Below are 18,430 nucleotides of genomic sequence, written 5' to 3'. Positions count from 1 at the left end.
AATGACAGAGTTTATTCAAACTTATCTACCAAATGTCTACAAGATGGGCTGGGCTGGTCAGGCAGGCTGGGGAACGGCTATCTACCTAACTCTTTATATGACAGTTCTTTCCTTCATCATCGGAGGATTCTTGGGGCTGGTGGCAGGTCTTTTCCTCGTCTTGACAGCGCCAGGTGGTGTCTTGGAAAATAAGGTTATCTTTTGGATTTTGGATAAGATCACCTCTATTTTCCGTGCGGTTCCTTTCATCATCCTCTTGGCAATCATGTCGCCACTTTCTCACTTGATTGTGAAGACGAGTATCGGTCCAAATGCAGCCCTTGTCCCCCTTTCTTTTGCGGTCTTTGCCTTCTTTGCCCGTCAGGTGCAGGTTGTCTTGGCTGAGTTAGATGGTGGTGTCATTGAGGCTGCTCAAGCAAGCGGAGCGACCTTCTGGGATATCGTGGGTGTTTACCTATCAGAAGGTCTTCCAGATTTGATTCGTGTGACGACAGTGACCTTGATTTCCCTTGTTGGGGAAACAGCTATGGCGGGAGCAGTTGGTGCTGGTGGTATCGGTAATGTGGCCATTGCCTATGGATTCAACCGTTACAATCACGATGTGACCATCTTGGCGACCATCATTATCATCTTGATTATCTTTACAATCCAGTTCTTGGGAGATTTCTTGACCAAGAAATTAAGCCATAAATAAAAAGAGCCGAAGGGCTCTTTTTTAGTGATTAGATCTTGTGTGTAAGCTTTTTACTAATGGTTTGCCCTATCAAAGCACCCATCAAGGCACCTAGGAGGATGCTTGAAACAAAGAGAAGGATTTTGTCCAACTCTGGAGGGACCATGATACGGTCAATGTATTCTTGGGATTTTCCACGCGCAAGTAAGGTGGCCATGTAAGCTTTGGGACGGATCCACATGAGGAAGATAGGGCCACTTGTGCTAAAAGCAAAGACGAGGAAAGAGAGGGTGTTTTTGATTCGGTCTTTGTAGTTTCCGAGACGAGCGAGGGCATCTGCTGCAAGACCACAGGCGAGTCCTGGGAGAAAGGCACCAGCGCCATGCTTGCTAGCTAGGAAGAAAAGTGCTATAAAAAGTCCTAGAGTGGTGATAGCGCCAAAACGAGGGACCTTCGTCAAAAGAAGCATGTAGACACTGCCACCGAAAAGGGCAGAAAAGGCAGGTGCGTAGAACATATTGCCTGTCTGGTCGACCAGGTGTCCTAGGAAGACTCCAATCCCTAGACAGAGAAAGTAGAGGACGGCAGCCAAGAGGGTGGTTAAGATATTTTTCTTCATGAGAATCTCCTTGATATAGACTAACAAAACCCATTGTATCACGCTTTTTGAGGATTGTAAATGGGAGTTCTATATTTTTGAAAACGCTTGAAATATGATATAATAGTTACATCGTTAGTTTAAGGAGAGTAGCATGGGAAAGTTTCTAGAATTCGTCTTTAATCGTATCTTTTTGGGGATGATGGCGACGGCTTATTTCTGGCTATTAACACTAGCAGGAGGAGTGGTCTTTGGTTTGGCACCAGCTAGTGCCACCCTGATGAGTTTGTATGCGGAGCATGGGTATACCTATCGAGCATACCATTTGAAGGAAGCTTGGGAATTGTATAAGAGCAATTTTGTCAAGAGCAATCTGGCTTTCTATAGTTTTGTGTTTGTAGATCTTGTACTGGTTTATGGTTTATATCTTCTAGTTCAATTGCCCCACCAGACCATTTTCCACCTCTTAGCGACCTTTCTCAACGTCCTTGTAGTGGCCCTTGTCTTTCTAGCCTATACTGTTTCCTTGAAACTTCAGGTGTACTTTGATTTATCCTACCAAAACACCTTAAAACTGTCCCTTATCGGGATTTTTATGAGCCTACCTGCGATTGCCAAGGTTTTACTCGGGTCCGCTCTCCTTGTAGGAATTGGTTATTATATGCCTGCCTTGCTCTTTTTTGTAGGAATTGGAATGTGGCATTTCTTTATCAGTGATATGTTGGAACCTATTTATGAAAGTATCCATGAAAAATTGGCAACAAAATAGAATGAAGCAGTTCTGGCTTCACTCTCTTTTACGGATTTATAGTTTGGTTATGATCGTGGTCATTGCCAGTTTTGCGATTATGCTCTCGTATGCTGACTGGGACTCGCGTGAGAAAGAAGCCCAAAGGGTTGCAGAACGTGTGACCACTAGGACAGTGAGTGAAGTGGAATATTATCACAGAGAGTCAACCCAACTTGCTCAGTCTTTGGTTGAAAATCAGGCCCGCATCGAAGGGATTTACAAGTATTTCAGTCTCAGCACACCAGACTATTTCTATTGGCAATTAGAGCGTAAAACTTCGCCTTATATCTCGGTTTCCCTGTATGAAAATATTGATGACCTCTATGTTCGGAATGATTTTGTGACTGGAGTGGCCATTGTTCTTCAGGACTATAAGGAAGTCTATGTTTCGACTAGAGAAAAACGCAGTGGAGAGAAAATTCCTGCGGAGGATTTTAAGCCAACAGCCAATAGTTTTGCCATTCCTGTTTCCGATCCTGTGTCTGACAAGGATTTAGGAGTGATCTATATCTCCCTATCCCCAGATGTTTTACATGGCGCTATTGACAATACTCGGGGTCATATCCCAATGGCTGTAACAGTAACTTCGCCTTTTGAGACTGAGATGTTCCATATTGGGGAGAAGGTCTCAGCCGAGCGAGAAAACTGGTTTGTAGGTGTCACCTCTCACGGTTATCAGGTTCGAGTTGCTGTTCCTAAAAATTTTGTTCTTACAGGAACTTTGATGAGTTCAGCTGTCATTATTGGGCTAAGTATTCTCTTTATCATTATTTTGTACGTGACCCTTAGACAGACTTTTTCAAATTACCAAAAGCAGGTCGTAGACCTAGTAGATTCGATCGAGGTGATTGCTCAAGGGGAAGAAGGCCTTCGAATTGATACCTCTGAAAAAGACCAAGAGTTGCTTCTCATTGCAGAAACAACCAATGATATGTTGGAACGCCTGGAAAAAAATATCCACGATATCTATCAGCTAGAGCTCAGTCAAAAAGATGCCAATATGCGAGCTCTACAGGCTCAAATCAATCCTCACTTTATGTACAATACTCTGGAGTTTTTACGGATGTATGCCGTCATGCAAAGTCAGGATGAACTGGCAGATATTATCTATGAATTTAGTAGCTTGTTACGCAACAATATCTCCGACGAGCGGGAAACGACGTTAAAGCAAGAGTTGGAATTTTGCCGAAAATATAGCTATCTCTGTATGGTACGTTATCCTAAATCCATTGCCTATGGTTTCAAGATCGCACCAGAATTGGAAGAAATGAGGATTCCAAAATTTACACTCCAACCATTAGTAGAAAACTACTTTGCCCATGGTGTTGACCATCGCAGAACGGATAATGTCATCAGTATCAAAGCCTTGAAGGGCCAAGGCTTCGTTGAAATCCTAGTGGAAGACAATGGTCGAGGAATGCCCGCTGAGAAACTAGCTAGCTTGCAGGAAAAATTAGCTCAGAGAAGTTTTGAACACGAAGCAAGCTATAGTGGGGAGCGGCAATCAATTGGAATAGTAAATGTACACGAACGCTTTGTTCTCTACTTTGGGGATCGCTACCAAATCAGTGTAGAGTCAGCTGAGCAAGAAGGTGTTCGTTACCATATCACTATCCAGGATGAATAGAAAGGGTAGAAATGTATAAAGTTTTATTAGTAGACGATGAGTACATGGTGACAGAGGGGCTCAAGCGATTAATCCCCTTTGAAAAATGGGATATGCAAGTCGTCGCAACAGCTAATCACGCAGATGATGCTTTGGACTATGTTAAGAAAAATCCAGTAGATGTGGTCATTTCCGATGTCAACATGCCAGATAAGACCGGACTTGAGATGATTAGGGAAATGAAAGAGCTACTTCCAGATACCTATTATATCTTGCTGTCTGGTTATCAGGAGTTTGACTACGTAAAAAAAGCCATGAACCTTAGTGTCGTGGATTATCTGGTCAAGCCAGTAGACAAGGTGGAGTTGGGCAATTTACTAGAAAAGATTGCGCAGCAGCTTCAGGAAAAGGTGGAGCAGAGTCAGACTCTCAGCCAAGAATTGGATGAAGAAGGCTTTGTCAACTTCTTAGCAGGTAAAGACAGCTGGTGGATAGGACTTTCAAAGGAAAAGCAAGGTTCTTTTACCATTCCTTACTATATTTTGGGGCAAGACTGGCAGATTTTCATCTCTGATCAACCGCTCGACGGCATCATCGTGGCACCATTTGAAGCACCCTTCCAGCAGTCCTTTGAGAATTGGAAGATCAACGCTGAAAAAGCCCTCTTCTACGGTTCAGTCAATCTAGAAAAATCCGAGAGTTTGTTTGCTTATTACGAGCCGATTTATCGGGTGATTATCCAAGGGAATATCAATCAAATCATCGAAGAATTAACCCTGCTAGAGAAGGTTGTTTTGGAGAATACTCCGCGCGTGGCCATCACGAAGCAGCTCTTCACCCAGTTTGTCATGGATGTCTTTCATTTGTTTGAACACCTAAAAGCAGATGATATGACCGAGATTGTCAAAGCTATCCATGCCATTAACACCTTTGAAGAATTGGTTGCCTATATCAAAGAAACTTTGACCAAGTTTTTTGGTCAGTACCGCATGAATGAAAATGTGGTGAGCGTTCTGGAGGTGATTGGGCGTGATTATCAGAAAGAGCTCTCACTTAAGGATATTAGCAAGGATCTCTTTATCAATCCTGTCTATCTCGGTCAGCTAATCAAGAGGGAAACCAACTCAACCTTTGCGGAATTGCTCAATAAACAGCGAATTAAGGCGGCGCAACAACTCTTACTTTCAACCAGTGATAGTATCGAAGATATTTGCTATGCAGTTGGCTACAGTAATGTTGGATATTTCTACAAGGTTTTCCGTAAATTGTGCGGAAAATCACCGAAAGCCTATCGGAAACAAGTTGAAACCAGCTTGTAAAAGTTGTATTCCTGTACAAAAAATGCTATAATGTTCAAAATATCTTATGGAGGAAAACATGAAAAAGAATCCTATTTATCTTTGGGTTTTGTTAGTCCTATCAGCCCTTATTTCATCTATGTCATTATTTGGAATCTTGAGTCCATTGCCAAGTAAAGATGTGCTTCGTGCTAGCCTGGCGAATAGCGGGACGCTTACTGCTCAGCAATTAGAAGACACAGTCAACTATACTTACCAAGTAACAGCGTCATCGCACTCAATTTTTAATGTAGTTTTGATTGTTTTATCTGCTATTTTAGTTGTGGTAGCCTTTGTGTTCTTAGTTCGTAAAAACGTCCAATTTGCAAACTATGCTTATATTGGCTATGTTCTACTAGCTATTGTTGGTTTGGTTTATAGCTATATGAACGTTCAAGATGCAGTTCAATTAATCAAAGATACTACCCTCGGCTTAGGAATGGGAGCATTAGCACAAGGAACGAATATTTTGTTCATCATCATCAATGTCCTCTTTTTAGCCTTGGTATTCTACAAGATGTGGCGCCAGCAAAAAGATTTGGCTGAAGAAGCCGAAGCAGAGGAAGTTGCCTAAGTATTGACAAAAGAGAACTATCAAGTTACAATCTTGGTAGTTCTTTTTAAATCGTAAACAAAAAATCGAGGTCAATATGAAAAAAATATCCTTAGTGTATATCAGTTTGAGTGGGAATACAGAGAGTTTTGTAACCCGACTCAAGGATTATCTCTTGTCTCAGTACGAAGAAATTGAGGTCCAAAAAATCCATATCAAGGATCTGGTCAAGGAAGGGAAAGATTTCTTTGAGATGGACCATCCTTATGTCGCCTTTTTACCAACCTATCTAGAAGGTGGAAATGGTGTCGACAACGGCGATGTTGAGATTCTTACGACTCCAGTGGGCGACTTTATCGCCTATGGAGACAATGCTAGTAAGTGTTTTGGGGTAGTGGGATCTGGTAATCGCAATTTTAATAACCAATACTGCCTGACTGCCAAGCAGTACAGCCAGCGTTTTGGATTCCCGGTTTTGGCTGATTTTGAAATGAGAGGCATGCTGGGAGATATTAAAAAAGTCGCAGCAATCATTGCAGACTTGTATGAGTTAGAAACAGAAAAATAAAGTAGTACTGAGGGGCAGTTGAGATTTTTAACTGCTTTTTGTGTATACAAAAAGCACCCCGTAAGGGTGCCATTTATAAACTATCCTGCTTTTCCGATGGCAAGTGCATAGATAAAGAAAATAGCAAAGCCAAAGAGGAAAATCAATCCTGCGATAGCGAGGAGTTTTAGCCAAGAAGGAAGATTTTTATTCTCACGTGTCACCAAAACATAGTTCAAGAGAGCGAAGAATGGTGTTGTCAGGAAAGAACCGATCATGGCAAAGCGGAGCATGGTAGAAACTTGACCGGCAAAGAACTTGATGATGACGATACCGATGATAGCTGTGAGGGTCATCCAGATGTTCAAAGATTTACGATTATCCTCTTTTTGACTTAACAAGAGTCGCAGCGATTCCTGATTGACACGAGAGTAGCCATCGATAACGGTGATGACCGTTCCAAAGATACAAAGAAAGGCGATAAAGGTGATCAAATAACGAGACCATTCTCCAAGAACAGAGGCATACATACCCACAAACTGAGAAATGTATTTGGCTGAAGCGGCTTCAACTGCTTGTCCTGTAGGATACTGAATAAGCGCTCCTAGTGCCACGAAGAATACAGCTAGGATAGCAGTTCCAATGTAACCAACGTTAAAGTCGAAAAGGGCGTCCTCTGTATTAAAGTTGACAGTCTTTTTCTTTTCAGCAGACCAGAGTGAATTGATGGCTGAAATTTCAATAGGAGCAGGCATCCATCCTAAGAGAGAAACGATGAAAGGGAGGGCCGCCATTTGCCAAGGTGTCTTTTCGACAAAATCAGAGCTATATTCTGGATGCTTAATTGCTGCAATAATAACTGCAAGAACTGTTGCAATGGTCAAAGCGGACATAATCCATTTTGCCATACCATCCAATAGTTTGTAGCCACCAAAGAGTAGCATGGCCCAAATGACTGCAACAAGGATAAGGGACCATTGAGTGATGCTAAGACCAATCATTGGAAAAGCGCTAGCGATGATGGCTGAGCAAAGGATAGCGACTCCAGCTGTATTGACCATAGCAGAGAAAACATTGAGGACAAAGAAAATCCAGAGATAGAGTTTTCCTTTTTCGGCATAGCCTTCGACCAAGGTTTTACCAGTGTCGGCAGTATATTCGGCACCAAAACGGAAAAATGGATATTTAAAAACATTGGCCAAGATAACCAAGAGGAGTAGTGACCAACCATAAGAACCACCAGCTTGAGTAGAGGATACAATGTGAGAACCTCCAACGGCGGCAGAAGCCATGAGGATTCCTGGCCCCATTGCCTTTAGTTTGCTTGCCCAGGTTGACTGGTTTGATAACGTAACTTGTGACATAATAAACACTCCTATTTTTGAATTTTCAGAATAATCTGAATAGATAGCTACTATTCTACAAAAAACTTAAAGGAAATGCAAGAATATTTTGAAAAAATACAGAAAATTACAGAAAACTTTACATGCGTTAATGAAATTTCTCCAAGGAGAATATGGTTAAGACTAAAAAATCCGAGAAGAAAGCTTCTCGGATTTTGATTATTTCAATTGATCTGTGACGTCTTTTGAGAGCAACATTCCCAGATGGTAAGTTTTATTGATATGTGCAATGACATCATTGATATTTTCAGTCGTGTGAATTTTCTCTTTGATGTCAGACCTAAATGTCTCGTCCTTCAAGAGTTGCTCTTGGTAGAGTCTTTGAAGTCTTTCCTTCTCGTACTTATTGAGCAGAAAAAGGAAAACCAAGCTAAGTACAACGAGGATATAAGCATATTGGCTCATAAGGAATCTCCCAGTGTGATAAATAGTAAAAGTGAATAAATTGTTTCATTGAACAGCTGCAAGGCCGAACAAAATATAAATGTTATTTTGCCTCAATCTTTCAGATTGCTTTCAAGTAATTTAAAAGATTACGACATGAGCCTAACCAAATCGATATTATTTGGTTAGGTGAATTAGTGAAGCAGTTAGCTAGTCCGCATATAAGCGGCTAGCGTCTAGCAATTAGGAGCTTTAGTTCCAATAACTTTAAGATTACGACGTTTTAGGACATAAATCGATCATATTTATGTCCTAAAACTAGTGAAGCGCCTAGCCAAAGTCCGAATAGGATTTGGCGTTAGTTACTTAGATTGCTCCGCAATCAAGTAACTTTGGCGATTTACATCTTTTCCGGCGCTTCTACTCCGAGCAAACGAAGAGCTTCTTTGAGGACCACTGCGGTTGCGTAGCTGAGGGCTAGACGGCTGTCGCGCTCAGGACTTTCATCTAGGATACGTGTATGTGCATAGTACTTGTTGAAAGCTTGAGCCAGACTAATCGCAAATTTCGCAATGATCGAAGGTTCAAAATTATCTGCTGCACGATTGATAATACGTGGGAAGTCTTGGAGTAGTTTAATGATTTCCCAGCTTTCAGCATCGTTCAAGCTGTAGTTGCCAGCTGTATCTGGTTTGAAATCGGCTTTGCGCAAGATAGATTGGATACGAGCGTAGGCGTATTGAACGTAAGGTCCAGTTTCCCCTTCAAAGGATACCATAGCTTCAAGGTCGAAGTCATATCCATTTGTACGGTCGGTCTTAAGATCATAGAACTTGATAGCCCCGACTCCAACAGCGTGGGCAACCTGGTCTTTATTTTCTAACTCAGGATTTTTCGCTTCGATTTGGGCCTTGGCACGACTAACAGCCTCAGCGATAGTCGGTTCTAGCAAGATGACATTTCCTTTACGAGTAGAAAGTTTTTTCCCTTCTTTTGTTACCAATCCAAACGGAACATGGACAATGTCTTGGCTCCAATCGTAGCCCATCTCTTGTAGTACTGCCTTGAGTTGTTTGAAGTGGGCAGATTGCTCTTGACCAACAACATAGATGGATTTTGCAAATTGGTATTCGTTTTTACGGTAAAGAGCTGCAGCCAAGTCTCGTGTGATATAGAGAGTTGCACCATCAGATTTTTTGATAAGGGCTGGATGTTCAATTCCATATTTCTCAAGATTCACAACTTGAGCCCCTTCTGACTCAACAAGAAGTCCTTTTTCAGCGAGAATGTCTACAACAGCATCCATCTTATCATTGTAGAAGGCTTCTCCGTTGTAGCTGTCAAAATCAACTTGCAATTCATTGTAAAGGCGGTTGAATTCCACTAAACTTTCATCACGGAACCATTGCCAGAGAGCGAGGGCTTCCTCATCTCCATTCTCCAGTTTGCGGAACCATTCGCGTGCTTCTTCATCCAAGCTAGGATCTTTTTCAGCTTCAGCATTGATGCGAACGTAGAGTTTAAGAAGTTCATCGATTGGATGTGCTTTAACGGCTTCCTCATTTCCCCATTTTTTGTAGGCAACGATCAACATTCCAAACTGTTTACCCCAGTCTCCTAGGTGGTTGACCTTGACTGTTTGATAGCCAATCTTTTGGAAAATATGTGACAAGCTATCTCCGATAACAGTTGAACGCAAGTGCCCAATAGAGAATGGTTTTGCGATGTTCGGACTAGACATATCGATAACGATATTTTCTTGCTTGCCAATGGTTTGGTCAGCATAGTGCTCTTTTTCAGTGATAACATCCTGCAATACCTGAGCCGAAATAGCAGATTTATCAAGGAAAAAGTTGACGTAAGGTCCAGTAGCGACAACCTTTTCAAAGGCTTGACTATTGATTTTTTCAGCAATATCTGCTGCAATCATTTGAGGAGCTTTACGCTCGACCTTTGCTAGAGAAAAGGCAGGGAAGGCGATGTCTCCCATTTCTGAGTTTTTAGGTGTTTCCAGTAAATTTAAAATAGCCTCTTGATCCAGGCTATCAATGACGCTAGCCAACTCGCTAGCAATCAATTCTTTTGTATTCATAAGGGCTCCTTTTGGGCTTTTTTACTATTTTAACACAATTTACTACATTTTTTGAGAAAGAAAAGAATTTTTTTGAATTATCTAGTTTTTTTGGTATAATATAGTTATAAAATAAATGTAAAAGTTGTTATAAATATTCACTTAAGAGGATAATATGAGAAAAAGAGAACGGCATCAATTGATTAAAAAGATGATCACCGAAGAAAAACTTGGGACACAAAAAGAGATTCAAGATCGTTTAGAAGCTCGTAATGTTTATGTGACACAAACGACTTTGTCGCGTGATTTGCGTGAAATCGGCTTGACCAAGGTTAAGAAAAATGATATGGTGTATTATGTACTAGCAAATGAGACAGATAAGATTGATTTAGTTGAGTTTTTGTCTCATCATTTAGAAGGAGTTGCAAGAGCTGAGTTCACCTTGGTACTTCATACCAAACTTGGGGAAGCTGCAGTCTTAGCAAACATTGTAGATGCAAACAAGGATGAATGGATTTTAGGAACGGTTGCTGGTGCTAATACCTTATTGGTTATTTGTCGAGACCAGCACGTTGCCAAGTTGATGGAAGATCGTTTGCTAGATTTGATGAAAGATAAATAAGGTCTTGGGAGTTGCTCTCAAGACTTATTTTTAGCAAGGAGAGATGGAAAATGGCAACAGAAAAGCTATCACCCGGCATGCAACAGTATGTGGATATTAAGAAACAATACCCAGATGCTTTTTTGCTTTTTCGAATGGGTGATTTTTACGAGTTGTTCTATGAAGATGCAATTAATGCAGCACAGATTTTAGAAATTTCCTTAACGAGTCGGAATAAAAATGCAGAAAATCCGATACCCATGGCGGGTGTCCCCTATCATTCTGCCCAGCAGTATATCGATGTTCTGATTGAGCAGGGCTATAAGGTAGCCATAGCCGAGCAGATGGAAGATCCCAAACAAGCAGTTGGTGTTGTCAAGCGAGAGGTGGTCCAGGTCATCACACCTGGAACGGTCGTTGATAGCAGTAAGCCGGATAGTCAGAATAATTTCTTGGTTGCCTTAGATCGTGATGGCAATCAGTTTGGTCTAGCTTATATGGATTTGGTGACGGGTGATTTCTATGTGACAGGTCTATTAGATTTTACGTTGGTTTGTGGGGAAATTCGCAACCTCAAGGCTCGAGAAGTGGTGCTGGGTTATGACTTGTCTGAGGAAGAAGAACAAATCCTCAGCCGTCAGATGAATCTGGTACTTTCTTATGAAAAAGAAGGCTTTGAGGACCTTCATTTACTGGATTCACGACTGGCAGCTGTGGAGCAAGCAGCAGCTAGTAAGCTCCTCCAGTATGTTCACCGGACCCAGATGAGGGAGTTGAACCACCTCAAACCTGTTATCCGCTATGAAATCAAAGATTTCTTGCAGATGGATTATGCGACCAAGACCAGTCTGGATTTGGTTGAGAATGCCCGTTCAGGTAAGAAGCAAGGCAGTCTTTTCTGGCTTTTAGATGAAACCAAAACGGCTATGGGTATGCGGCTCTTACGTTCTTGGATTCATCGTCCTTTGATTGATAAGAAGCGAATTGTCCAACGTCAAGACGTGGTGCAGGTCTTTCTTGACCACTTCTTTGAGCGAAGTGATTTGACAGACAGTCTCAAGGGGGTTTATGACATCGAACGTTTGGCTAGTCGGGTTTCTTTTGGCAAGACCAATCCCAAGGATCTCTTGCAGTTGGCGACCACCTTATCCAGTGTACCACGGATTCGTGTGATTTTAGAAGGCATGGAGCAACCTGCCCTGGCCTATCTTATCGAACAGTTAGATGCCATCCCTGAGTTGGAGAGCTTGATTAGTGCTGCCATTGCTCCTGAAGCTCCTCACGTGATTACGGAAGGTGGCATTATCCGTACGGGATTTGATGAGACCTTAGACAAGTACCGTCGTGTGCTCAGAGAAGGTACCAGCTGGATTGCAGAGATTGAGGCTAAGGAGAGAGAAAACTCTGGCATCAGTACGCTTAAGATTGACTACAATAAAAAAGATGGTTACTATTTCCATGTGACCAATTCGCAACTGGGAAATGTGCCAGCCCACTTTTTCCGCAAGGCAACGCTGAAAAACTCAGAACGCTTTGGTACCGAAGAATTAGCCCGTATCGAGGGAGATATGCTGGAGGCGCGTGAGAAGTCAGCCAACCTAGAGTACGAAATCTTTATGCGCATCCGTGAAGAAGTCAGCAAGTACATCCAGCGTTTGCAGGCTTTAGCCCAAGGAATTGCGACGGTTGATGTCTTGCAAAGTCTCGCAGTTGTGGCTGAAACCCAGCATTTGATCCGACCTGAGTTTGGAGACGATTCACAAATTGATATCCAGAAAGGGCGCCATGCTGTCGTCGAAAAGGTCATGGGAGCTCAGACCTATATTCCAAATAGTATCCAGATGGCAGAAGATACGAGTATTCAGCTAATTACAGGGCCCAACATGAGTGGGAAGTCTACCTACATGCGCCAACTAGCTATGACGGCGATTATGGCCCAGCTAGGCTCGTATGTGCCGGCAGAAAGCGCCCATTTGCCGATTTTTGATGCTATCTTTACCCGTATCGGAGCAGCAGATGACTTGGTTTCAGGTCAATCAACCTTTATGGTGGAGATGATGGAGGCCAACAATGCCATTTCTCATGCGACCAAGGATTCTCTCATTCTCTTCGATGAATTGGGACGGGGAACGGCAACATATGATGGGATGGCTCTTGCCCAATCCATCATCGAATACATTCATGAACATATCGGAGCCAAAACCCTCTTTGCGACCCACTACCATGAGTTGACCAGTCTGGAGTCCAGTTTGGAACACTTGATCAATGTCCACGTGGCAACCTTGGAGCAGGATGGACAGGTTACCTTCCTTCATAAGATCGAACCAGGACCAGCTGACAAATCCTACGGTATCCACGTTGCTAAGATCGCTGGCTTACCAGGAGAACTTTTAGCAAGAGCGGATAAGATTTTAACGCAACTGGAGAGTCAGGGACAAGAAAGCCCAACTCCGATGAGGCAAACAAGTGCCGTTACGGAACAGATGTCACTCTTTGACGCGCCTGCAGAGCATCCTATTCTAGCAGAATTAGCTGAACTGGATGTGTACAATATGACACCTATGCAGGCTATGAATGTCTTGGTCGAGTTCAAACAAAAGTTATAAAAAGAGCCCACTCACATTTTTGTGAGTGGGATTTTTCTATTACTTTTTATGAGCCAAGAGTTGATTGATGTGGTCTACTTTTTTTGCTTCTCTTTTATAGAGAATAACCCAGATGATGAGGTAGACGATCGCAAACTCTGGAATGAGCTGGAGATAGAAGGTCCAGTGGAAGGGGAACCAACCAGCCAGAGTTGCTAGTGGAACAAAGCCAGCCAGCATGAGGAAGAAATGGGAAAGTGTGGCACGGAGCAAGCTCCAGTCACGGCTGAATAAGCGGCTGCCAAAGCTAAAGAGAACGCCGATAGCTGACCAGATGACCATACAGTAGAGCAAGACTAGAGCACCGTGAACCTTATGTTGCACCATCACTTGTCCGATCAGAGACTCGGGACTCAGTGGGGCATAGGTATTTGGTGCATAAATGAGTGAAAAAAGGATAGAGAGGATGAGGCCGATGAGTACACCAGCGGCTGCATCGTGAAAGATTTGTTTTTTCATAGTTCTAATTTCTCCTTGATGGTTTTTAGGTAACGGCGTGAAGAGTAGGTGAAGCTTTCGTTTTTGAGAAAGATTTCGACTAGGCCGTTGGGGGTTAGTTTGAGATGAGAGATAGCGTCAATATTAACGATTTCAGATTGGGAAATTTGGATAAAAGTGGTCGGCAAGAGTTCAAGAACCTGATAGAGTCGTAAATCAATGCTGTAGGTCTGACTGGCAGTTTCTGCTAGAACCTTTCGATTCTCGATATAGAAGCGTTGAATCTTACTAACCTTAATTAGATAGACCTGATCATCAATCTTTCCTTTGATTGTTTCTTTTTGGTCAAGATTTTCTGCGAACTCGATGATTTTCTGGACTTTTTCGGTCGGCTGAGGAGTTTGGACAATCAGCTTTTCCTCCTCATAAGTCTCCTTAATCTGTAGTTCTACTTTCATAAATTTCCCTCCTTATATTTCATACAAAGTTGTGATCACTTCTTGTACACCTTTATTAATACTCTTCAAAAATCAAATTCAAACCACATCAGCGTCGTCTTGCCGTACTAAAGTACTGTCTGCGCCTAGCTTTCTAGTTTGCTCTTTGATTTTTATTGAGTATACCACTATTTTACGACCTCTGGCAAGAGCTTTTGCCTATGTGGACAGATTTAGCGTCTATGTGGCATTTGCTTTTTCTGGTAACATCTGAAATATGGTATAATAGCACTAATCAATTTCTAGGAAAATAGATACAGAAAGGGGCTGAAAGATGTCTCATATTATTGAATTGCCAGAAGTGTTGGCAAACCAGATAGCGGCAGGAGAAGTGATTGAACGTCCTGCCAGTGTAGTCAAAGAGTTGGTAGAAAATGCCATCGACGCGGGTTCTAGCCAGATTATCATTGAGATTGAGGAAGCTGGTCTCAAGAAAATCCAAATCACTGATAATGGTCATGGAATTGCCCACGATGAGGTGGAATTGGCCCTGCGTCGTCATGCGACCAGTAAGATAAAAAATCAGGCAGACCTCTTTCGGATTCGGACGCTCGGATTTCGAGGTGAAGCCCTGCCTTCTATCGCTTCTGTCAGTGTCTTGACTTTGTTGACGGCGGTGGATGGTGCGAGTCATGGGACCAAGCTCGTTGCGCGTGGGGGAGAAGTTGAGGAAGTCATCCCAGCGACTAGTCCTGTGGGGACCAAGGTTTGTGTGGAGGACCTCTTTTTCAACACACCTGCCCGCCTCAAGTATATGAAGAGCCAGCAAGCGGAATTGTCTCATATCATTGATATTGTCAATCGTCTGGGATTGGCTCATCCTGAGATTTCTTTTAGTTTAATCAGTGATGGCAAGGAAATGACGCGGACAGCAGGGACTGGTCAACTGCGTCAAGCCATAGCAGGGATTTACGGTTTGGCGAGTGCTAAGAAGATGATTGCCATTGAGAACTCTGACCTAGATTTCGAAATTTCAGGTTTTGTTTCATTGCCTGAGTTGACTCGGGCCAACCGCAACTATATCAGTCTCTTCATCAATGGCCGTTATATCAAGAATTTCCTGCTCAATCGTGCCATTTTAGATGGTTATGGAAGCAAACTTATGGTGGGGCGTTTTCCACTGGCAGTCATTCACATCCATATCGACCCTTATCTGGCTGATGTCAATGTTCATCCAACCAAACAAGAAGTGCGGATTTCTAAGGAAAGAGAGCTGATGGCGCTGGTTTCAGAAGCTATTTCAAATAGTCTCAAGGAACAAGCCTTGATACCTGATGCTTTAGAAAATCTTGCCAAGTCGACCATGCGTAATCGTCAAAAGGTAGAGCAGACCATTCTCCCACTCAAAGAAAATACGCTTTACTATGAAAAAACAGAACTCTCAAAACCTAGTCAAGCTGAGGTGGCCGATCATCAGGTTGAATTAACTGCGGAGGGTAGGGACCTAACCCTGTTTGCTAAGGAAACTTTGGACCAATTGACTAAGCCAGCAAAACTGCATTTTGCAGAGAGAAAGCCTGCTAACTATGACCAATTAGACCATCCAGAGTTAGACTTAGCCAGTCTTGATAAGGCTTATGACAAGCTAGAGCGAGAAGAATCATCCAGCTTCCCAGAGTTGGAGTTTTTCGGACAGATGCACGGGACCTATCTTTTTGCCCAAGGGCGAGATGGACTTTACATCATAGACCAGCACGCGGCTCAGGAAAGGGTTAAGTACGAGGAATACCGCGAAAATATTGGCAATGTTGACCAGAGCCAGCAACAACTCCTAGTGCCCTACATCTTTGAATTCCCAGCAGATGATGTCCTTCGTCTCAAGGAAAGAATGCCTCTCTTAGAGGAAGTGGGTGTCTTTTTAGCAGAGTATGGAGAGAATCAATTTATCCTGCGTGAACATCCTATTTGGATGTCAGAAGAGGAGATTGAGTCTGGTATCTATGAAATGTGTGATATGCTACTCTTGACCAAGGAAGTTTCGATCAAGAAATACCGAGCAGAGCTGGCTATCATGATGTCCTGCAAGCGGTCTATCAAGGCCAACCATCGTATCGATGACCACTCAGCCAGACAGCTCCTTTATCAGCTTTCTCAATGTGACAATCCCTATAACTGTCCACACGGACGTCCCGTTTTGGTGCATTTTACCAAGTCGGATATGGAAAAGATGTTCCGACGTATTCAAGAAAATCATACCAGTCTTCGTGAGTTGGGGAAATATTAAGAACACAAAAAGCCTTTGTTTTTCCAAACAAGGCTTTTTAGCTTTTCTAAGGTGGGAATTTTGAATGGACATGGGCAACTTGACACGAGGTTTACACTTGCTTGACAGGACCAGTCCTATAAAAGTACTGAGAAATATGATTTAATTGATTCAAGATTTCGCAGAATCGTCTTGGTTTGAAGGATTCTCAGGCCCAATTACCTTATCAAGATAACGTTGTTTGGTTTTGAAAGTCTTGTTGATCGCAATTGCTGAAGCGATTAAGAGAACGAAGGTCAGCCAAATCCAGGCGGTGAACTCGGCTGGAAAACTAGAACCGGCTAAAAAGAGATAGATAGCCAGAGCCAAGACGAAAATATAAATCACTTGCCAGAAGCCAAAGGATTTAACTTCTCTATAGTATTTGTCCTTATCTTCCTCCAAAATCACTGCCGTGGAAGATTTTTCAGAGTTTTCATCCAGTAGTAGATAGTCAGTTGTTACTTGGAAAATCTTGCTTAATTCAATGATTTTTTCGATTTCTGGAAGGACTTGTCCAGACTCCCATTTTGAGATGCTTTGCCGAGAAACATTAATTTTTTCTGCTAGCTTTTCTTGGGACCAACCTTTTTCCTTTCGGAGTTCAAATAGTTTTTCTGCGAGTTTCATCATTCTATCCTCCTTTTTCTACCTCTATCCTAACAATTTTTACTTATAATGAGAATACAATCTCCTGTACTATTTGTCAACCAGAGGTTGCACTTGTGTTTGCAGTTTTCAGCAAAAAAATATGATATACTAGGTAAGAAAAAGCGAAGAAATTATGAAAAAGGAATAAAAGATGAAAGAATTTTTTGCCCTCCCCAAGCAAATTCAAATGCGGGAATGGATGAGCTTTGTAGCACGGATTTTAGAGAGTGCCATTACTCCTTTTATGGCCATGTACTATGTTCAATATTTTGGAGCCTTTTGGGCGGGGTTATTGATGATCACAACCAAACTCATTGGTTTTTTAGCTGGGCTGTATGGTGGACATTTGGCGGATCTTTGGGGACGTAAGAAAGTCATTGACTGGGGAAACTTTGGTCTTGCGAGTGGCTACTTTCTTGTGCTGCTGGCAAATATGCCGAATCATATTTTTCCCTTTTTGACTTTTGTCGGAATGTTGCTGGCAGAGACCGCAGGAACTTTCTCTTGGCCGGCTATTGATGCGATGATTATTGATTTGACCGACGAGCAAAATCGCCGTTTCGTTTATACGATTAGTTATTGGTTTGTCAATGTATCCGTTATGTTAGGAGCAGGGCTTGCAGGTTTCTTTTACGACCACCATTTTTTTGAGTTGCTTCTGGTTTTGACGGTGATTAGCTTCTTGAATTTTTTCCTCGCTTGGAAATATTTTTCAGAAAGCAAGCCAGCTAATCTGGTCTTTGAGCATGGTAGTAGTCCTTTGGCAACTGTGAAAAATTATGCTTCTGTTTTTCAGGACAAAATTTTCCTACTTTATACGTTAGGGACTGTATTTAATGGTGTTATCTGGTTGCAAATTGACAATTATATACCCGTTCATTTGAAAGAGTCATTCATCGCGAGTAGTGTTTTCGGTATTCATATTTCAGGAGCTAAGATGCTCAGTATCATGGTTTTTATCAATACCCTGATTATTGTTTGCTTCATAACGACTGCCAATCGTTTGACCAAGGAAATGAAGATCATACCGCAGTTTTTATTGGGAAGTATTATCTTCGACTTGGGTATGCTTTTCACCATTGTCTTCAGGAGTTTCTGGGCTCTGTTTTTGCTAGCCATTCTCTATACTATGGGGGAACTCATCTGCATGCCGCCAAGCCAAGTTTTGCGGGCGGAAATGATGAATGAGAATAAGCTCGGAACCTACTCAGGTTTCCTTAATATGGCGCAGCCTTTAGCGTCTATTTTAGCGGGGGCGATGATTTCTATCAGCGCTGCAACAGGTGCTGTAGGTGTTTGGCTCGTTTTTATTGTGTGTGCAGTACTTGGGCTGCTTCTTATCATCAGAGCAGCGCATTTACACGGAATTGCAAATCAATTATAGAAAGTGAAAA

17 protein-coding genes are annotated in these 18,430 nt (G+C 42.3%); 10 read left to right on the top strand and 7 right to left on the bottom strand.

The annotated features are described in order from the left end of the window. Position 1: 1 nt before the first annotated feature. A complete protein-coding gene (locus HMPREF1115_RS04370) occupies positions 2 to 694 on the top strand; it encodes a methionine ABC transporter permease (protein WP_000134266.1) in 693 nt (230 codons plus the stop codon). A 28-nt stretch (positions 695 to 722) separates the two neighbouring features. On the opposite strand, the gene HMPREF1115_RS04365 is transcribed toward HMPREF1115_RS04370, so the two are convergent. Beyond that, positions 723 to 1,292, bottom strand: a complete 570-nt coding sequence (locus HMPREF1115_RS04365; protein ID WP_000739503.1) for an MptD family putative ECF transporter S component — start codon at positions 1,290 to 1,292, stop codon at positions 723 to 725. 133 nt (positions 1,293 to 1,425) lie between these two features. Between HMPREF1115_RS04365 and HMPREF1115_RS04360 the strand changes: the two genes are divergently transcribed. The 5 genes from HMPREF1115_RS04360 (at position 1,426) to nrdI (ending at position 6,125) form a co-directional block, all read left to right on the top strand. After that, entirely contained in the window at positions 1,426 to 2,040 is a 615-nt protein-coding gene (locus tag HMPREF1115_RS04360; protein WP_000514465.1) for a YesL family protein, read from the top strand. Next, complete coding sequence (locus tag HMPREF1115_RS04355) at positions 2,018 to 3,688, top strand: sensor histidine kinase (protein WP_000800547.1); 1,671 nt, start codon at positions 2,018 to 2,020, stop codon at positions 3,686 to 3,688. Before HMPREF1115_RS04360 ends, HMPREF1115_RS04355 begins: the two co-directional genes overlap by 23 nt. 11 nt (positions 3,689 to 3,699) lie before the next feature. After that, positions 3,700 to 4,986, top strand: a complete 1,287-nt coding sequence (locus HMPREF1115_RS04350; RefSeq protein WP_000278919.1) for a response regulator transcription factor — start codon at positions 3,700 to 3,702, stop codon at positions 4,984 to 4,986. A gap of 58 nt (positions 4,987 to 5,044) precedes the next feature. Next, positions 5,045 to 5,578: an ABC transporter permease gene (locus HMPREF1115_RS04345; RefSeq protein WP_000740041.1), complete on the top strand. Its 534-nt coding sequence runs from the start codon at positions 5,045 to 5,047 to the stop codon at positions 5,576 to 5,578. A gap of 76 nt (positions 5,579 to 5,654) precedes the next feature. Next, the gene (gene nrdI, locus HMPREF1115_RS04340) at positions 5,655 to 6,125 is read left to right on the top strand and encodes a class Ib ribonucleoside-diphosphate reductase assembly flavoprotein NrdI (RefSeq protein WP_000724237.1); all 471 of its coding nucleotides are present in this window, start codon (positions 5,655 to 5,657) and stop codon (positions 6,123 to 6,125) included. A gap of 80 nt (positions 6,126 to 6,205) precedes the next feature. On the opposite strand, the gene HMPREF1115_RS04335 is transcribed toward nrdI, so the two are convergent. From HMPREF1115_RS04335 to argS, 3 genes are all read right to left on the bottom strand, one after another. After that, complete coding sequence (locus HMPREF1115_RS04335; RefSeq protein ID WP_000084707.1) at positions 6,206 to 7,468, bottom strand: NRAMP family divalent metal transporter; 1,263 nt, start codon at positions 7,466 to 7,468, stop codon at positions 6,206 to 6,208. Between the two features lie 198 nt (positions 7,469 to 7,666). After that, positions 7,667 to 7,912 carry a hypothetical protein gene (locus tag HMPREF1115_RS04330; protein WP_000084865.1) on the bottom strand — a complete coding sequence of 82 codons (246 nt, stop codon included), beginning with the start codon at positions 7,910 to 7,912 and terminating at the stop codon, positions 7,667 to 7,669. Between the two features lie 379 nt (positions 7,913 to 8,291). Then, positions 8,292 to 9,983, bottom strand: coding sequence for an arginine--tRNA ligase (gene argS / locus HMPREF1115_RS04325; protein ID WP_001092717.1), 1,692 nt, complete (start codon positions 9,981 to 9,983; stop codon positions 8,292 to 8,294). Positions 9,984 to 10,137: 154 nt separating this feature from the next. Between argS and argR the strand changes: the two genes are divergently transcribed. Next, positions 10,138 to 10,584: an arginine repressor gene (argR, locus tag HMPREF1115_RS04320; RefSeq protein ID WP_001231483.1), complete on the top strand. Its 447-nt coding sequence runs from the start codon at positions 10,138 to 10,140 to the stop codon at positions 10,582 to 10,584. 50 nt (positions 10,585 to 10,634) lie between these two features. After that, a complete protein-coding gene (gene mutS, locus HMPREF1115_RS04315) occupies positions 10,635 to 13,169 on the top strand; it encodes a DNA mismatch repair protein MutS (protein ID WP_000179926.1) in 2,535 nt (844 codons plus the stop codon). A 39-nt stretch (positions 13,170 to 13,208) separates the two neighbouring features. Here mutS and HMPREF1115_RS04310 read toward each other — a convergent pair whose 3' ends face one another. Next, entirely contained in the window at positions 13,209 to 13,667 is a 459-nt protein-coding gene (locus tag HMPREF1115_RS04310) for a DUF3021 domain-containing protein (RefSeq protein WP_000743972.1), read from the bottom strand. Beyond that, entirely contained in the window at positions 13,664 to 14,104 is a 441-nt protein-coding gene (locus HMPREF1115_RS04305) for a LytTR family DNA-binding domain-containing protein (protein ID WP_000861943.1), read from the bottom strand. Before HMPREF1115_RS04305 ends, HMPREF1115_RS04310 begins: the two co-directional genes overlap by 4 nt. 313 nt (positions 14,105 to 14,417) lie before the next feature. On the opposite strand from HMPREF1115_RS04305, the gene mutL reads away from it, so the two are divergent. Further along, positions 14,418 to 16,367, top strand: coding sequence for a DNA mismatch repair endonuclease MutL (gene mutL / locus HMPREF1115_RS04300; RefSeq protein WP_000018189.1), 1,950 nt, complete (start codon positions 14,418 to 14,420; stop codon positions 16,365 to 16,367). A 150-nt stretch (positions 16,368 to 16,517) separates the two neighbouring features. Here the strand turns inward: mutL and HMPREF1115_RS04295 are convergent, their stop codons facing one another. After that, positions 16,518 to 17,015 (bottom strand): helix-turn-helix domain-containing protein, encoded by a 498-nt coding sequence (locus tag HMPREF1115_RS04295; protein WP_025170975.1) that lies wholly within the window; start codon positions 17,013 to 17,015, stop codon positions 16,518 to 16,520. Positions 17,016 to 17,187: 172 nt separating this feature from the next. Between HMPREF1115_RS04295 and HMPREF1115_RS04290 the strand changes: the two genes are divergently transcribed. After that, positions 17,188 to 18,420 (top strand): MFS transporter, encoded by a 1,233-nt coding sequence (locus tag HMPREF1115_RS04290; protein ID WP_000657468.1) that lies wholly within the window; start codon positions 17,188 to 17,190, stop codon positions 18,418 to 18,420. The last annotated feature ends 10 nt before the right edge of the window (positions 18,421 to 18,430 follow it).

The sequence above is a fragment of the Streptococcus oralis SK610 genome, assembly GCF_000257455.1.
GTDB lineage: Bacteria > Bacillota > Bacilli > Lactobacillales > Streptococcaceae > Streptococcus > Streptococcus oralis_CB.
The sequence above is the reverse complement of the archived record's forward strand: the minus strand, read 5'-3'. Positions and strand labels throughout refer to the sequence as shown.

Coding starts and splice junctions, on each gene's coding strand:
- HMPREF1115_RS04370 (WP_000134266.1), top strand. CDS start 2: ATGACAGAGTTTATTCAAACTTATCTACCAAATGTCTACAAGATGGGC.
- argR (WP_001231483.1), top strand. CDS start 10,138: ATGAGAAAAAGAGAACGGCATCAATTGATTAAAAAGATGATCACCGAA.
- nrdI (WP_000724237.1), top strand. CDS start 5,655: ATGAAAAAAATATCCTTAGTGTATATCAGTTTGAGTGGGAATACAGAG.
- HMPREF1115_RS04355 (WP_000800547.1), top strand. CDS start 2,018: ATGAAAAATTGGCAACAAAATAGAATGAAGCAGTTCTGGCTTCACTCT.
- HMPREF1115_RS04360 (WP_000514465.1), top strand. CDS start 1,426: ATGGGAAAGTTTCTAGAATTCGTCTTTAATCGTATCTTTTTGGGGATG.
- mutL (WP_000018189.1), top strand. CDS start 14,418: ATGTCTCATATTATTGAATTGCCAGAAGTGTTGGCAAACCAGATAGCG.
- HMPREF1115_RS04330 (WP_000084865.1), bottom strand. CDS start 7,912: ATGAGCCAATATGCTTATATCCTCGTTGTACTTAGCTTGGTTTTCCTT.
- HMPREF1115_RS04350 (WP_000278919.1), top strand. CDS start 3,700: ATGTATAAAGTTTTATTAGTAGACGATGAGTACATGGTGACAGAGGGG.
- HMPREF1115_RS04335 (WP_000084707.1), bottom strand. CDS start 7,468: ATGTCACAAGTTACGTTATCAAACCAGTCAACCTGGGCAAGCAAACTA.
- HMPREF1115_RS04345 (WP_000740041.1), top strand. CDS start 5,045: ATGAAAAAGAATCCTATTTATCTTTGGGTTTTGTTAGTCCTATCAGCC.
- HMPREF1115_RS04305 (WP_000861943.1), bottom strand. CDS start 14,104: ATGAAAGTAGAACTACAGATTAAGGAGACTTATGAGGAGGAAAAGCTG.
- mutS (WP_000179926.1), top strand. CDS start 10,635: ATGGCAACAGAAAAGCTATCACCCGGCATGCAACAGTATGTGGATATT.
- argS (WP_001092717.1), bottom strand. CDS start 9,983: ATGAATACAAAAGAATTGATTGCTAGCGAGTTGGCTAGCGTCATTGAT.
- HMPREF1115_RS04295 (WP_025170975.1), bottom strand. CDS start 17,015: ATGAAACTCGCAGAAAAACTATTTGAACTCCGAAAGGAAAAAGGTTGG.
- HMPREF1115_RS04310 (WP_000743972.1), bottom strand. CDS start 13,667: ATGAAAAAACAAATCTTTCACGATGCAGCCGCTGGTGTACTCATCGGC.
- HMPREF1115_RS04365 (WP_000739503.1), bottom strand. CDS start 1,292: ATGAAGAAAAATATCTTAACCACCCTCTTGGCTGCCGTCCTCTACTTT.
- HMPREF1115_RS04290 (WP_000657468.1), top strand. CDS start 17,188: ATGAAAGAATTTTTTGCCCTCCCCAAGCAAATTCAAATGCGGGAATGG.